Raw genomic sequence first — 14,433 nt, 5'->3', positions numbered from 1 at the left:
TAATCCATGCCTGATGTATTGGCAATAGTTCTTGCAGGTGGTAAAGGTGAAAGACTTTTTCCATTAACATCTTTCAGGTCAAAACCTTCTGTGCCTTTTGGAGCAAGATATCGTATAGTTGATTTTGTTTTGAGTAATCTTGTTAATTCTTATGTTTATTCAATATATCTTCTTGTTCAATATAAATCTCAGTCCCTTATCGAACACATCAGGCAGAACTGGTTTTTTTCCTCTGTTGGACGCAATCATTTTGTGACAGTAGTCCCTCCTCAGATGAGAATGGGACCTGAATGGTTTCAGGGAACAGCTGATGCAGTTTTTCAAAATATAGGCTTAATTAAAGATCATGAAACAGATATTGTATTAATTTTTGGTGCAGATCATATTTACAGGATGGATATAAGGCAGATGTTAAAATTTCATATTGAAAATAACGCTCAGGTTACAGTAGCTGCAAGACCTGTTTCAATAAAAGAAGCCTCATCATTTGGCGTTATAGTAACACAACCAGACCAGAGAATAACAGGATTTCAGGAAAAACCTAAACAACCAATATCGATGCCTGACAATCCTGAAATGGCTTATGTATCAATGGGCAATTATATATTCAATACCAACATTTTGATTGATGCATTGGTGCGTGCTGAAAAGAAAAAACAACATGATTTTGGTGCTCATGTCCTTCCGGACCTTGTGGAAAAAGGTTATAGTGTTTATGCTTATGATTTTGGCAAAAACAGAGTCTCAGATATTAAACCTTATGAGGAACAGGGTTACTGGAGAGATGTAGGTACAATTAAAGCATACTTTGATGCACATATGGATATGCTTGGGGAAAAACCAATCTTTGAGATTGACAATAAAATGTGGACAATTTATCCTGCAAAATATGATGGTCCACCTGTAAAAATTCTTGATGGAGAAATAAAAAACAGTGTTATTGCTGATGGAGCTTTGATATACGGAGGCAAGATAGAAAACTCTTTTATAGGAAGTGGAGTGATAGTTGAAAGAAATACCGAGATAACGGATTCTCTTATTATGGATGATGTTGTCATAAAAAGAAACAGTAAACTTTCTCGTGTTATAATTGACAAAAAAAATGTTGTCTATGATGGAGAAGAAATTGGTCTTTCACCTGAAAAGGATCGTTTTCGATGTCATATAGATGTTTCAGGGATATGTATTCTTCCAAGAGCAGCACGATATAATGAATGGATTAAGGAAATTAAACATATTTAAAAGTTGTATTATTTTTATTTTCTGTTGTTGTTTTTGTTTATCTGCAAACGCTCAGGAAAAGAAAAAGATTTTAGTCATTAACTCTTACCATCAGGGATTAAGCTGGACGGACAATATATTGCAGGGCATTAAAAAATCATTAAAACCTGAGGAAGACCATATCGATTTTTATATAGAATATATGGACACTAAACGTTTTTATGGAGAAAGATATTTTGAAAAGTTTTTTAATTTCATGAAACAAAAGTACAATGGAATTAAGTTCGATCTGATAGTTGTCTCTGACAATGACGCTTTGCTGTTTATAGGAAAATATTATCAACAACTGTTTTACCGTACACCTGTTATTTTCTGTGGTGTTAATGACTTCTCTGATAAATTAATAGAAAAACATAGAAAATGGTTCACAGGAGTTGCTGAAGAGACAGATATTGCGGGAACCATTGATATTGCACTTAAACTTCATCGTGATACTCAGAGAGTTTATATTATTAATGATATAACAACTACAGGGCTTGCGATGAAAAAAAGTCTTATTGAAATATTACCAAGATTTCCAAGCAGCATAAATTTCATTATGCTTGAAAATCCTGATATGAAAGAATTGCCAAAAGAAGTTGAAAAAATTCCATCTAAAAGCATCATACTCCTTCTCCTTGCAAACAGGGACAGAACTGGTAATTTTTTTGCCTATGAAGAGAGTCTTGATTTGCTTTACTCTCATAGTCGGGTTCCAATATATGGTGTATGGGATTTCTATCTTGGCAGAGGTATTGTAGGAGGAAAGCTGACAAGTGCGTTCCTGCAGGGCAAAAAAGCTGGAGAACTTGCTTTAGAGGTTTTGCATGGTAAATTACCTTCTGAAATTCCTGTAATTAAAGATAGCCCAAACGAATACATGTTTGATTACAAAGAACTTAAAAAATTCAACATATCTTTAAAACAACTTCCCAGAGAAAGTAGAGTTATAAATATTCCTGAAAGTTTTTTCATAAAATACAGAGACACCTTAATTATGATTATTCTAGTTTTTATTACTTTATCCCTGATAATAGTTATTCTTGCAATCAATATTTCAAAAAGAAAGAAAATTGAACAAGAATTGAGAATTTCAGAAAAAAAATACAGGGATCTTTATGATAATGCGCCTGATATGTATCATTCTGTTGATAAAAACGGAATAATTATTGAGTGTAATGAAACAGAAGCAAAAATGTTGGGCTACAAAAAAGAAGAAATAATAGGCAAACCTTTGACTTATTTCATGACAGAAGATTCAAAAAGAGCTCAGGCAAAATTTTTCCCTTTAATAGATAACTATAATTTTATTCAAATAGAAAGAGATTTTATAAGGAAAGATGGCTCTGAGTTTACTGCTTCATTAAATGTGTTTGTTGAAGTTGATGAGAAAGGCAATTTTGTTAAAACAAAAACAATAGGAAGGGATATTACTTATAGAAAACGCATTGAAGAAGAACTGACAAAATCCAAAGAAGCATTGAGAAAACTCTCTTTATATTTACAGAATATAAGAGAGAATGAAAGAAAAGAGATTGCAAGAGAAATTCATGATGAGTTGGGTCAGTCTCTAACTGCTTTAAAATTAAGTCTGTCATGGATAAAAAAACGAATCGAGGACTATAATTTGCGAAAAAAATTTAACGAGACATTAAGCATAGTAAATGCGTTGATAAAACAGGTTCAGAATATATCAAACAGGCTACGTCCATCACTTATTGACCACTTAAGCCTTCAGGATGCTATAATGTGGCAGATTAGAGAATTTGAACGAAATACTTCAATACATTGTAATATTACCATATCAGATGATGGTTTTAATTTATCAAAAAATGTATCTTTAAATCTTTTTAGAATCTTTCAGGAGGGTCTTACAAATATAGCCAGACATGCTAAAGCTACGGAAGTAAATATTAAAATATTTAGGTCTGATGGAAGTCTTTCATTGATTATTAAAGACAATGGGATAGGGATATCAGAAGAAAAAATAAAGAGTTTAGGATCATTTGGTTTGATGGCTATGAGAGAAAGAGCATACTCTATAAATGCAACCATTGATATTCACAGAATACCAGAAGGAGGAACAGAGGTGATCATTTCATTGCCTTTGAAGCCCGATGATTGAAAAACTCAAAGTTTTAATTATTGACGACCATACTCTTTTTAGAAAAGGATTAAAAGAAATTCTTCTTGATACTTCTTATATCGAGGACTGTAAAGAGGCAAAAAACGGACACGAAGCTCTTGATATTATTTCAAGGGAAAAGTTTGATATTGTTTTTCTTGATATAGCCATGCCAGATATTAATGGGATAGAAACTTTAAAAAAAATTAAAACATTATATCCTGAAGTAAAAGTACTAATGCTGAGTATGTATCCAGAAGAACAATATGCAATGCGTTCATTAAAATTAGGAGCTTCAGGTTATATAACAAAATCTGCGGATCCTGAAGAACTTTTAAGAGCTGTTGAAAAAATAGTCAAGGGCGGTAAATATATTCCTCAGAGTTTTTCAGAAAAATTGCTTCATTATCTTGATAAATCTAATGATATACCTCTTCATGAAAAACTTTCAGAAAGAGAGTTTCAGGTTTTGCTTATGATAGCCAGAGGAAAAACTCTTAGAGAAATTTCAAAGGATCTTTCTATAAGCATTAAAACTGTAAGTACTTACAGAGCCAGGATTCTTGAAAAACTTGAACTACAGAATAATGCCGAAATTATAAACTATGCTATCACGCATGGTCTGATAGTTTAGTTATAATACACAGGCCGGTAATAATGAAAACAAATAATAATCCTATAAAAGTTCCCCATCCAAAATTTTTATATATAAGACCTGGAATGTATGAACCAAGAACGCCACCAGAATAATAAAAAGCAATGTATGCCCCATTAACAAGACTTTTTGGTATTGTTGCTATTTTATTGAGATAACCAGAAGCAACTGAGTGCACAAGAAACATACCCGAGCAAAAGCCAAACATTGTAAGAAAAATTATCGGTATACTAGGTATACTCAATAATAGAAGGAAAAAACCATACATAATAAAACCAGCGAGCATGGTCTTTCTTTCATTTCCGATCCATTTTATTATTGAAGTTGCAATAAAAGACATAAATATTCCCGTGATATATCCAGTATAAATAAATCCTATAACTATCTGACTGCTTTCTTTATCAATGTTTTTAATTCTAAAAGGTAAAAAATTAGTTATAGCTGAAAAAACAAAAAACAGACAGAAAATAGAAATATAAATATATAGATATGTTTTATCCAAAAAAACCATTTTTAATTCTTTAAAACTATCTTGATCACTGTGGCTTTTAGTGTCAATGCTTTTTGGTAATTTTATATTTTCAAGAAAATAATAAACCACGGGAATAACTATAAGTAAGCTTACAGACATTATTTGAAAACATATTCTCCATCCAAAATAGTTAGCTATGATACTGCTGAAAATCCTTCCAAACAATCCACCAATGATGGTAAAGGCAATATAATATGAAATAAAAAATTGAATTCTTCCCTGTACAGATTTTAATGCAATATAAGTGGTATTTGAAGTAAGAATAGCTGAAATTAAAAAACCTTCTATAAATCTCAAACAAATAACTAAATAGAGATTTTCTGCAATAGAAATCAAAAAAACAATTAATGAATGTATTAAAGCTGCAAGAAGGATCATATTTTTCGGCGAAAGAAATTTAAGCATAATTCCAGAAATCAGAGGAATAGTTGTCAGAGGAATATATGTCGCACTCATAATAAGTGGTATAGTATCCATTTCAACTTTTAAAGAACCAGCCAGTATCGGTAATAGTGGTTCTGGCATATGCAGTGCCGAAATGGTCATTACAGTAGTATAAATAATGGCAATAAACTCTTTAATTGGCATAATATCTACTATTATAATGCTATAATTTTGTTTTTTAAACTTTTATAAATGATCCAAATTAAACCTAGCTTTTAAACATAATAATAAAAGGGATTATTAAATTAATATTTATGGACTTTCTGGAAAGAAGTGGTAAGCATTACTACTGAAATGCGGTAGACATTTTGTTTAAAAAATAGATTTATTTTTCTTTATCCTGAATTATTATTTCTTTTGACTGGCAAGTTTGTCGACAGTTATTGTAGCTTTCTTTTGCTTTTTGGTAACACATAACGCTTGCTGCATTATCTCTCATAGGTTTGGAATCAGCTCCCACTAATGAACCCATGTTGCATCCTACCATTTCTGCCTTATATGTCTTGTCACATTGTGTTAAACAATTTTTAAGAGAAGTATTGTGATCGAAATCAATATCAGATTGGGCAAAAATAACAGGACTTTGCCATAATAGGATAAAAATTAAAATTATTAATTTTTTATAAATTTTAGCTGACAACATATGATTAATTATAACTTATTTGGGTTTATAATGAAAACCTTAAATATTTTGTTATTTGCTTGTTTTTTAGTAACCTAGTGGATTCTGTCCAAATATTTTTATTTTAGAAGAGGACATATCAATTTTCTTATCTTTTAAGCTTTTCTTAGTTATGTTATAACTTTTGATTTATTGATTGAACACAATTTTATTTTCCTGAAAATACGGAAAAAGTTGACAAATTTAAAAAAACATTATACACTTTTATACACAAAAAATTTTTCAGGGGGTATATATGGAAAGGGAAACAATCTATGAAGGATTGGTGCGTAAAGGAGTCTCAAGAAGAGACTTCCTGAAGTTCTGTGGTACTACCGCAGCGGTTTTAGGGCTATCCTCTTCCTTTGTTCCAACAATTGCTGAAGCAATGGAAAAAAAACAAAAACCAGTAGTTGTATGGCTTGAATATCAAGACTGTGCAGGTTGTTCTGAAAGCATTCTACGAGCAAGCAAGCCAGCAATAGGTAAGATTGTTCTTGATGTTATATCTCTTGAATATCACGAAACAATAATGGCTGCAGCAGGGCATCAGGCCGAAAAATCACTTAACGATGCAATCAAGAATTACAAAGGTAAATACCTGGTAGTTGTTGAAGGAGCAATTTCATCAAAAGATGGAGGAGTTTACTGCACAATTGGTGGCAAATCTTCAGATTATTTACTTAAAGAAGTATGCAAGGATGCTATGGCAGTAATTGCGGTTGGAAACTGTGCATGCTTTGGCGGAGTACCAGCAGCAAAGCCAAATCCAACTGGTGCTGTTGGTGTAATGGATGTTATTAAGGATAAGCCTGTCATAAACCTTCCTGGATGTCCTCTGAATGTTGAAAACTTTACTGCAACAGTTGTATATTTCCTGACATTTGGTAAACTTCCATCAGTTGATAAATTAAAAAGACCGCTTTTTGCCTATGGAAAGCTTATACATGATAACTGTGAAAGAAGAGGACACTTTGACACAGGTGAGTTTGTCAAAGCATGGGGAGATAAAGGACACAGACAGGGATGGTGTCTATTTGAAATGGGATGTAAGGGTCCTTTTACAAATCATAACTGTCCTACAATAAGATGGAATGAGGGAGTTAGCTGGCCTATTATGGCCGGGCATCCATGTATTAGCTGTTCAGAGCCCAAGTTCTGGGATAACAATCTTTACGCATCTGCTGAGAAAAATCACTTTTATGCTAAGGTAGGGCTTGGTGCAATGGCAGTATCTGGTTTAATTTCAAGAAAAGATAAAAAAGAATAAATAAAGGGGGTATGTATGGCAAGATTAGTTATTGATCCTGTAACAAGGATAGAAGGACATTTAAGAGTTGAAGCCACTGTAAGTGATGGCAAAGTAAAGGATGCTTATTCTTCCTGCACAATGTGGCGTGGTATGGAAATTATTTTAAAGGGAAAAGACCCAAGAGATGCATGGGCTTATGCACAGAGAGCGTGTGGTGTTTGTACTACTGTTCATGCAATTGCATCAGTAAGGGCTGTTGAGGATGCAATCGGAGCAAAAATTCCTGAAAATGCGAGAATTTTAAGAAACATCATAATGGCCAATCAGAATGTTCAGGACCATATTATTCATTTTTATCATCTTCATGCGCTTGACTGGGTCGATGTTGTATCAGCTTTAAAAGCAGATCCTCAAAAAACTTCAGAGCTTGCAAAGAGCATATCTTCCTGGCCCAAAAATTCTGCAACTTATTTTAAAGCTGTGCAGGATAAAGTTAAAGCTTTCGTTGAATCAGGTCAACTTGGAATATTTTCTAATGGATACTGGGGTCATCCAGCGTATAAACTGCCACCTGAGGCAAATCTTATGGCAGTAGCTCACTATCTTGAAGCTCTGGATATACAAAGAGAGATAATAAAGATTCAGGTTCTTCTTGGATCAAAAAACCCCCATCCTCAGACATTTATTGTTGGGGGTCAGTCAACACCTGTTGATCCAGAAAGCCAGAACGCATTGAATGCTGACAGCATTGCTTTTATGCTTAAGTATGCTGATAAAGCAATAGAATTTGTGGAAAAAGTTTACATACCTGATCTTCTTGCAGTAGCATCATTCTATAAAGATTGGGCGGGAATTGGTGGTTTCGGTAATTTCCTTGTATATGGAGATTATCCAGATGCTAATGGTAAATTTTACTTCCCTGGAGGAGTAATAATCAATAAGAATCTAGCAAAAATAGAAAAATTTGACCATAAAAAATTCAAGGAATACATAACTCACTCATGGTATAAATATTCAAAGGGCGAAAATGCAGGACTACATCCATGGGAGGGTGAAACAACTCCTAACTATACAGGACCAAAGCCACCCTATGAATATCTCAATGTAGAAGGGAAATACAGCTGGGGCAAGGCAATAAGATACGATGAGCTTCCAATGGAGGTTGGTCCGCTTGCAAGAGTCCTTGTCGCATATGCATCAGGACATCATGATGTAAAAGAAGTTGCTGATATGGTTTTAAAGAAACTAGGGGTTGGCCCGGAAGCTTTGTTTTCAACTCTGGGAAGAACCGCTGCAAGAGGAATTGAAACTCTGCTTATGGCAAAAAAGACAAAAGAGTATATACTGGAGCTTGCTGCTAATATGAAGAAAGGCGATACAAAGATTGCAGATACAGACAAATGGAATCCGAAGAGCTGGCCTAAAGAGTGTCAGGGAGTTGGGTTCCATGAAGCACCACGTGGATGCCTTGCTCATTTCGTTGTCATAAAAGATGCAAAGATTGCAAATTACCAGATGGTTGTTCCATCAACATGGAATCTTTCTCCGAGGGACCACAAGGGACAGAGAAGTCCTGTTGAAGAAGCTCTGGTTGGAACACCGGTTGCTGATTCCAATAAACCTCTTGAACTTTTGAGAACCATTCACTCTTATGATCCATGTATGGCATGTGGTATGCATACAATTGAGATCAAAGAGGAGTAATCTGTATTTAACTAACTGCTTTAAGCCCTCCTTAAAATGGAGGGCTTTTTATTTTTTATTGTAGGAGAAGAAAATGAAAATAGGCATTATCGGTGTTGGAAATATACTCATGAAAGATGAAGGAGCTGGCCCAAAAGTTACTGAAATTTTAAAAGAGAACTATAAATTTGAACCAGAAATCGAGCTTATTGATGGAGGTACTCTAGGTCTTGATCTACTGCCTTATATAGAAAAATTCGATAAGATTATTATTGTTGATGTAGTTGATTTTCATAAAGAACCGGGTTTTATAAAAATTTTAAAGGAGGACGAAATCCCTCCATATTTAAAAACAAAACTTTCAATTCATCATGTAGGAGTACAGGACCTTTTAGATGTTGCTCGTTTTATGGATGTAATGCCTGAAGAATTGATCCTCGTGGGGATTCAGCCTGAAACTATCGATGTCGGACTTGACCTTTCTGACACTATAGCTGGTAAACTAAATAAATTAATTGAGGAAATTTTAAAAATAATTGAAAGCTGGGGTGTAAAATGTGTCTTGCAGTCCCTTCAAAAATCATAGAGCTTGATGGCTACATGGCAACAGTGGATGTAATGGGGTTGAAAAAGCAGATTTCTCTTATGTTATTGCCTGAGGAACCAAAGATCGGAGATTATGTTTTGGTTCACGCAGGATTTGCAATAAACAAAATGGATCCACCTGAGGCAGAAGAAGCACTAAAGATATTCCAGAAGATATTCCAGGAGATGGAGGAACAGGAAAGGGTTGGCTGATAGGTTCTTAGATTTTTCAGGACTTAGATGCCCCTTGCCAATTCTTAAATTAAGCAGTCTTTATTCACAGCTTAAGCAGGGCGAAGTTATTGATATAGTTAGTGATTGTCCAACTTTCGAAAAAGATATAAAGGCCTGGTGTTTAAAACTTGGTAAAACTATCCTGAATATTGAAAGATTTGGGAATAAAATAAAGGTAACAATACGGATTTAGTAATGAAAGAAAATCCCTGTTCTTATGGTGGATACTTAAGATGTGATAATCCTTCCTGTGAATACAGGTATTCTATAAGTGAAGTTCTTCATTTATGTTCAGATGTTTTGAATAAAATAGCTCAGGGAGACACATCACATAGAATAGAACTGACATTTAAAAGATATGCAGTTCAAAGGCTTATTAATTCAATCAATAAACTATCAGAAGAAGTTGAAAGCATGATTAATCTTACGCATGAGCTTGCGCTAGGGATATGTGAACATTTTGATGTTTTAAAGAGAATTCAAGAGGGAGATTTTTCAGCAACTGCTTCAGAGGACTCTCAGTTAGAAATTGTCCAAATGCTTGGACAACTTATCAATAAGCAAAAAGAAACATTCCTTAATTACATCGAAAATATAAAAAAACAGGATCAGGAGATACTTCAACTTCTTGAGCAGGAAAAAGCCATCTTTTCATATGTTGGGACTGCAATAATTGTTGTTGAAGAGGATATGACTGTTGAATATGCAAATACTGAATTTGAAGCTTTAACTGGATACAATAAAGAGAATATTGAAGGAAAAATGAAGTGGACAGCATTTTTCACTGAAGAAGTGTTAGATAAAATGATTGAATATCATAAATTAAGAAGAATATCGCCATCTTTAGCTCCAAGACAGTATGAGTCAAAGCTAAAAGATAAAACAGGTAAAACAAAAGATATACTACTTAATGTAGGAATGATTCCTTATACAAAAAAATCAATTGTTTCAATAATTGATATATCAGAAAGAAAAAAGATACAGCAACAGCTTATTCACTCACAGAAAATGGAATCTCTTGGTTTTCTCTCTGGAAGAATTGCCCATGAGTTTAATAATATTCTTACCGGAATAATAGGATTTGCAGGACTTTTACATGCAAAAATAGAAGACCCTTCGCTGAAAAATTTTGTAGAAAAAATAATTGAGACGGGAGAAAGAGCAAAAGATCTTGCAAAAAAATTACTTACATTTAGTCGAAAAGAAGAGCTGTCAGGTATTAAGCCTATCAATTTGAATAGATATCTTAAAGAATTTTTTGAATTTATAAAACCAATTATAGGAAAAGATATTGACCTTAAGTTAACCCTTCCTGAAACAGAACTATTCTACGAAATAGATCCTGCGCACCTTGAGATAATTTTGATGAATCTTATTACCAATGCCCGTGATGCAATGCCAGAAGGTGGCGAACTCACCATAGGACTTAAAGAACTTTTATTGGACAATGCATACGCTTATACGCATCCTCTTATAAAACCTGGTCAATATATTGCGTTATGTATTACTGATACAGGTATTGGAATGGATGAAGAGACAAAACAGAGATTGTTTGAACCATTTTTTACAACAAAACCACAGGGTAAAGGTACAGGACTTGGATTATCAACAGTTTTTGGATTTATAAGACAGTATAATGGGCAAATTTATGTTTATAGCGAACCCGGCAAGGGAACTACATTTAAAATATATTTGCCTGTAAAAGAAAAAAAAGCAAGACAAATTATGGACAGACAATCATTAAAAGGCACAGAAACAGTTCTTGTTGTTGACGATGATGAACAGGCCAGAGGCTTCATATCTTCTTTTCTTAGAGAATATGGATATACAGTATATGAAGCAAAAAATGGAAATGAAGCATTAAACATATTTGAAATAAACAAGGATAAAATCGCGTTATGCCTTATTGATCTTGTTATGCCTGGATTACCCGGTTTAGAGGTTATGAAAAGAATAAAAGCAATTAAACCAGATGCAAAAATTATCATAATGAGCGGACATCCAGTTGCTTTAAAAGATGTTATCTCTGTAGAAAAAAGTTTAGACTCTGAAGAAATTTTACAGAAAATAAGAAATATTATTGATGAAAAGGAGTAAATAGTATGGTAAGAAATGACAGATGGATAAAACAGATGGCTCGGAAGGGAATGATTGAACAGTTTGAAGAAGGACTTGTAAGAGAGGGAGTTATATCATATGGTGTAAGTTCCTATGGATATGACATGCGAGTGGCAGATGAGTTTAAAATATTCACAAACATAAACAACACTGTTGTTGATCCAAAAGATTTTGATCCTAAGAGCTTTGTTGAGATTAAAGGAGATGTGTGCATAATTCCACCGAACTCCTTTGCTCTTGCCCGTTCTGTTGAGTATTTTCGAATCCCAAGAGACGTGCTTGTTATCTGTATTGGCAAGTCAACCTATGCTCGATGCGGCATTATTGTAAACGTAACGCCTCTTGAACCAATGTGGGAGGGTTTTTTAACCATTGAAATTTCAAATACAACACCACTTCCTGCAAAAATATATGCAAACGAAGGAATTGCACAGCTGATATTTCTTAAGGCAGAAGAAGAGTGTGAGGTTTCCTATGCTGATAGAAAAGGCAAATATCAGGCTCAACAAGGCATAGTATTACCTAAAATATGAGTATTGATACCAGTCGGATTATAGTTGCTCTTGATTTTTCTGATAAAAACAATGCTTTAAATATTGTCAGAACTCTTGAGGGATGGATTAATTTTTATAAAATTGGACTTGAGCTTTTTATAAACGAGGGGCCAGATATAATAAACCAGATTAAAAGACTTAATAAAAAGATTTTCCTTGACCTGAAACTTCATGATATTCCAAACACTGTATATAAAGCCATTAAAGGAGCTTTGCAGCATGATATCGATATGCTTACAGTGCATACAACTGGAGGCTTTCATATGCTTCAAAAAGCTGTTGAAGCCGTTAAAGAGCATGCGTTCAGAGAAGATTTAACTACAAAAATAATTGGAGTTACCTCTTTAACAAGTCTTAATGAACAGGATTTACAAGATATCGGGATAAATTTGTCTGTTGTGGATTTTGTAAAAAGACTTGCCTTAATGGCTAAAAACGCAGGGCTTGATGGTGTTGTCTCGTCTGCCCATGAGGTTAACGCGATAAAAGAGTTATGCGGGCAGAGCTTTTTAGTTGTAACACCTGGTATTCGGATTTTTAAAGCAGAATCAAATGACCAAAAAAGAACTGTTACTCCAAAAGAGGCATTTTTACGTGGTGCAGATTATATTGTTGTTGGAAGAGCTATCACTTCTTCACAAAATCCCTTAGAAACGATTCAAAGTATTTTCCAATAAAACTATACTGCAAATAATCATTTAACATTTTTTACAATCCCTTTTAGATGAGGTTTTATTTCCTGCCCCTTTCAGAATAGATGATTTAATTAAGATTGTAAGGAGTTGGTTAGACCAAGAAACATACTGAGGTAGGTATTATGCGCATATTTTATTGTGCTTGATGATTAAATATTTGCTCTTCATTTTGTATACTCTTTGAGGGACTGTGTCCCTCAAACTCCTTAAAAAATGAAGCATTATTAATTCTCATTTGGGGATAGAAAGGGACAAAAGCTCCTTTCTGAACTGTGCAACCATTCTGATAACCTCCATTTATTAAATTTACCATTAATTAGGTTAAATGAATGGTTGCTCGTTTTTTCAATTCTGGGCAAACAATTACTTTTCAGAGAGAGATTGTTTTTGAAGAATTTCGTTAGATTGACAAACAAATAAAATTTAAATATTATAAAATTACTAATTACTTTATCTGTTTTGCAGATAAAAAATTTTTGTCTAGGAGGTTCATTATGAGAAGATTGATTAACACTTTAATTAAGGTCTCATTTGTTGTTTTAATTTTAACAAACTTTACCTGGGCTGCAACTCCACTCAGTGATGAAAGAGTCAAAGAAGCTCAACAATGTGGCATTAATGTAGTCGATGTAAAGGGAGCGAAAGAATTAATTGCAAAAGGAGCTATTATTGTAGATGTTCGTGAATATCCAGAATACATTGATGGACATATCCCCAGTGCAATATGGGCTCCAAGAGGGTTGATGGATTTTCAGGCTTATAACTGGTTGCCAGATAAAGAAAAAACTTATCTTATTTATTGCAAAACTGGCGGAAGAGGTTCCATTGTGGCTTGTGATTTAAAAAAACTTGGATATAAGAATATTTATAATCTTAAAGGTGGATTTGAAGCCTGGCAACAGGCTAAAGAAGCTATAGAAAAGGGTGAACCTCAGGGTATGGGTAAAGGCATTAAAAAATAACGGCTGAGATTAATAAAAATGAAATATTTTATTTTTGTTGGATTATAAAATGGACCCCAGAACTTAGACACACTATTATCTTGTTAGTCTGCTGAGTTTCTGGGGTTTTAGCATGTTTAGTATATATCTTTTTCAAAGTTTTCTTTAATTTTTGTTGCCTAGTTTGATGCAGCAATTTTCCTGTTTGTTCTAGCTTGGTCAACTGTTATGTCAAGATGTTGCGGTGTTCTTTTTTGGAAAATTAAGATAATTAAATTTCCCCACACTTTCAGTTAAATCTGTAGTTTTATAATATCAATTTTTTACTGTTACTTTTTGTAGAAATTTAAGATTTTGGTTTTTTTGAAAAATTTTAGAAGCGCGCCTGGAGGGATTCGAACCCCCGGCCCACTGCTTAGAAGGCAGTTGCTCTATCCGACTGAGCTACAGGCGCACAATATGCTATTTTAAAAATTTTAACTATTTTATTTCAACATTGATTTATTTAACTTTCTCGCCGAGGAGTTCCCTTCCGTGAGGGAGGGGATGAAAGGCGATTTTTCCCTTGAATGTTGATTCAGTTTTATATTATTCTTTCCTTATGAAATATATATTGGATAAAGGCAATCACTCTGTGCCATCTTATTTTCTTGCATCGACTGGACAGGTAACACTTGAGGACTTGAAACGCTAT

General features: G+C 33.8%; 14 protein-coding genes and 1 tRNA gene. 12 read left to right on the top strand and 3 right to left on the bottom strand.

What is annotated here, in order from left to right:
- The first annotated feature begins 6 nt into the window (after nt 1-6).
- The 3 genes from glgC to G581_RS0109015 all read left to right on the top strand — a co-directional run bounded on the left by glgC (nt 7) and on the right by G581_RS0109015 (nt 4,019).
- Entirely contained in the window at nt 7-1,242 is a 1,236-nt protein-coding gene (gene glgC, locus G581_RS0109025) for a glucose-1-phosphate adenylyltransferase (RefSeq protein ID WP_028845532.1), read from the top strand.
- A 181-nt stretch (nt 1,243-1,423) separates the two neighbouring features.
- The gene (locus G581_RS11820) at nt 1,424-3,385 is read left to right on the top strand and encodes a sensor histidine kinase (protein WP_169368432.1); all 1,962 of its coding nucleotides are present in this window, start codon (nt 1,424-1,426) and stop codon (nt 3,383-3,385) included.
- A complete protein-coding gene (locus G581_RS0109015) occupies nt 3,378-4,019 on the top strand; it encodes a response regulator (protein WP_028845531.1) in 642 nt (213 codons plus the stop codon). The genes G581_RS11820 and G581_RS0109015 overlap by 8 nt, the downstream gene beginning before the upstream one ends.
- On the opposite strand, the gene G581_RS0109010 is transcribed toward G581_RS0109015, so the two are convergent.
- A complete protein-coding gene (locus tag G581_RS0109010) occupies nt 3,997-5,160 on the bottom strand; it encodes an MFS transporter (protein ID WP_028845530.1) in 1,164 nt (387 codons plus the stop codon). The two genes, G581_RS0109015 and G581_RS0109010, sit on opposite strands and share 23 nt — an antisense overlap.
- Nucleotides 5,161-5,341: 181 nt before the next feature.
- Nucleotides 5,342-5,659: a hypothetical protein gene (locus G581_RS0109005; protein ID WP_028845529.1), complete on the bottom strand. Its 318-nt coding sequence runs from the start codon at nt 5,657-5,659 to the stop codon at nt 5,342-5,344.
- A gap of 274 nt (nt 5,660-5,933) precedes the next feature.
- Here G581_RS0109005 and G581_RS0109000 point away from each other — a divergent pair, with 274 nt between their 5' ends.
- From G581_RS0109000 to G581_RS11810, 9 genes are all read left to right on the top strand, one after another.
- Nucleotides 5,934-6,947 (top strand): hydrogenase small subunit, encoded by a 1,014-nt coding sequence (locus tag G581_RS0109000; RefSeq protein ID WP_028845528.1) that lies wholly within the window; start codon nt 5,934-5,936, stop codon nt 6,945-6,947.
- A 15-nt stretch (nt 6,948-6,962) separates the two neighbouring features.
- On the top strand, nt 6,963-8,633 hold the full coding sequence (locus G581_RS0108995; protein WP_028845527.1) for a nickel-dependent hydrogenase large subunit: 1,671 nt from the start codon (nt 6,963-6,965) through the stop codon (nt 8,631-8,633).
- 73 nt (nt 8,634-8,706) lie between these two features.
- Nucleotides 8,707-9,198 (top strand): HyaD/HybD family hydrogenase maturation endopeptidase, encoded by a 492-nt coding sequence (locus G581_RS0108990; RefSeq protein WP_028845526.1) that lies wholly within the window; start codon nt 8,707-8,709, stop codon nt 9,196-9,198.
- Complete coding sequence (locus G581_RS0108985) at nt 9,168-9,410, top strand: HypC/HybG/HupF family hydrogenase formation chaperone (RefSeq protein WP_028845525.1); 243 nt, start codon at nt 9,168-9,170, stop codon at nt 9,408-9,410. The genes G581_RS0108990 and G581_RS0108985 overlap by 31 nt, the downstream gene beginning before the upstream one ends.
- Nucleotides 9,403-9,624, top strand: a complete 222-nt coding sequence (locus G581_RS0108980) for a sulfurtransferase TusA family protein (protein ID WP_028845524.1) — start codon at nt 9,403-9,405, stop codon at nt 9,622-9,624. The genes G581_RS0108985 and G581_RS0108980 overlap by 8 nt, the downstream gene beginning before the upstream one ends.
- Nucleotides 9,625-9,626: 2 nt before the next feature.
- On the top strand, nt 9,627-11,528 hold the full coding sequence (locus G581_RS11815; protein WP_051179162.1) for an ATP-binding protein: 1,902 nt from the start codon (nt 9,627-9,629) through the stop codon (nt 11,526-11,528).
- 5 nt (nt 11,529-11,533) lie between these two features.
- On the top strand, nt 11,534-12,082 hold the full coding sequence (gene dcd, locus G581_RS0108970; protein WP_028845523.1) for a dCTP deaminase: 549 nt from the start codon (nt 11,534-11,536) through the stop codon (nt 12,080-12,082).
- On the top strand, nt 12,079-12,780 hold the full coding sequence (gene pyrF / locus G581_RS0108965; protein WP_028845522.1) for an orotidine-5'-phosphate decarboxylase: 702 nt from the start codon (nt 12,079-12,081) through the stop codon (nt 12,778-12,780). Before dcd ends, pyrF begins: the two co-directional genes overlap by 4 nt.
- 512 nt (nt 12,781-13,292) lie before the next feature.
- Nucleotides 13,293-13,760, top strand: coding sequence for a rhodanese-like domain-containing protein (locus G581_RS11810; protein ID WP_051179160.1), 468 nt, complete (start codon nt 13,293-13,295; stop codon nt 13,758-13,760).
- A gap of 359 nt (nt 13,761-14,119) precedes the next feature.
- Here the strand turns inward: G581_RS11810 and G581_RS0108950 are convergent.
- Nucleotides 14,120-14,193, bottom strand: a tRNA-Arg gene (locus G581_RS0108950).
- Nucleotides 14,194-14,433: the final 240 nt, after the last annotated feature.

This window comes from Thermodesulfovibrio thiophilus DSM 17215 (assembly GCF_000423865.1).
GTDB classification, from domain to species: Bacteria; Nitrospirota; Thermodesulfovibrionia; order Thermodesulfovibrionales; family Thermodesulfovibrionaceae; genus Thermodesulfovibrio; species Thermodesulfovibrio thiophilus.
The sequence above is the reverse complement of the archived record's forward strand: the minus strand, read 5'-3'. Positions and strand labels throughout refer to the sequence as shown.

Coding starts and splice junctions, on each gene's coding strand:
- glgC (WP_028845532.1), top strand. CDS start 7: ATGCCTGATGTATTGGCAATAGTTCTTGCAGGTGGTAAAGGTGAAAGA.
- G581_RS11820 (WP_169368432.1), top strand. CDS start 1,424: ATGGACACTAAACGTTTTTATGGAGAAAGATATTTTGAAAAGTTTTTT.
- G581_RS0109015 (WP_028845531.1), top strand. CDS start 3,378: ATGATTGAAAAACTCAAAGTTTTAATTATTGACGACCATACTCTTTTT.
- G581_RS0109010 (WP_028845530.1), bottom strand. CDS start 5,160: ATGCCAATTAAAGAGTTTATTGCCATTATTTATACTACTGTAATGACC.
- G581_RS0109005 (WP_028845529.1), bottom strand. CDS start 5,659: ATGTTGTCAGCTAAAATTTATAAAAAATTAATAATTTTAATTTTTATC.
- G581_RS0109000 (WP_028845528.1), top strand. CDS start 5,934: ATGGAAAGGGAAACAATCTATGAAGGATTGGTGCGTAAAGGAGTCTCA.
- G581_RS0108995 (WP_028845527.1), top strand. CDS start 6,963: ATGGCAAGATTAGTTATTGATCCTGTAACAAGGATAGAAGGACATTTA.
- G581_RS0108990 (WP_028845526.1), top strand. CDS start 8,707: ATGAAAATAGGCATTATCGGTGTTGGAAATATACTCATGAAAGATGAA.
- G581_RS0108985 (WP_028845525.1), top strand. CDS start 9,168: ATGTGTCTTGCAGTCCCTTCAAAAATCATAGAGCTTGATGGCTACATG.
- G581_RS11815 (WP_051179162.1), top strand. CDS start 9,627: ATGAAAGAAAATCCCTGTTCTTATGGTGGATACTTAAGATGTGATAAT.
- dcd (WP_028845523.1), top strand. CDS start 11,534: ATGGTAAGAAATGACAGATGGATAAAACAGATGGCTCGGAAGGGAATG.
- pyrF (WP_028845522.1), top strand. CDS start 12,079: ATGAGTATTGATACCAGTCGGATTATAGTTGCTCTTGATTTTTCTGAT.
- G581_RS11810 (WP_051179160.1), top strand. CDS start 13,293: ATGAGAAGATTGATTAACACTTTAATTAAGGTCTCATTTGTTGTTTTA.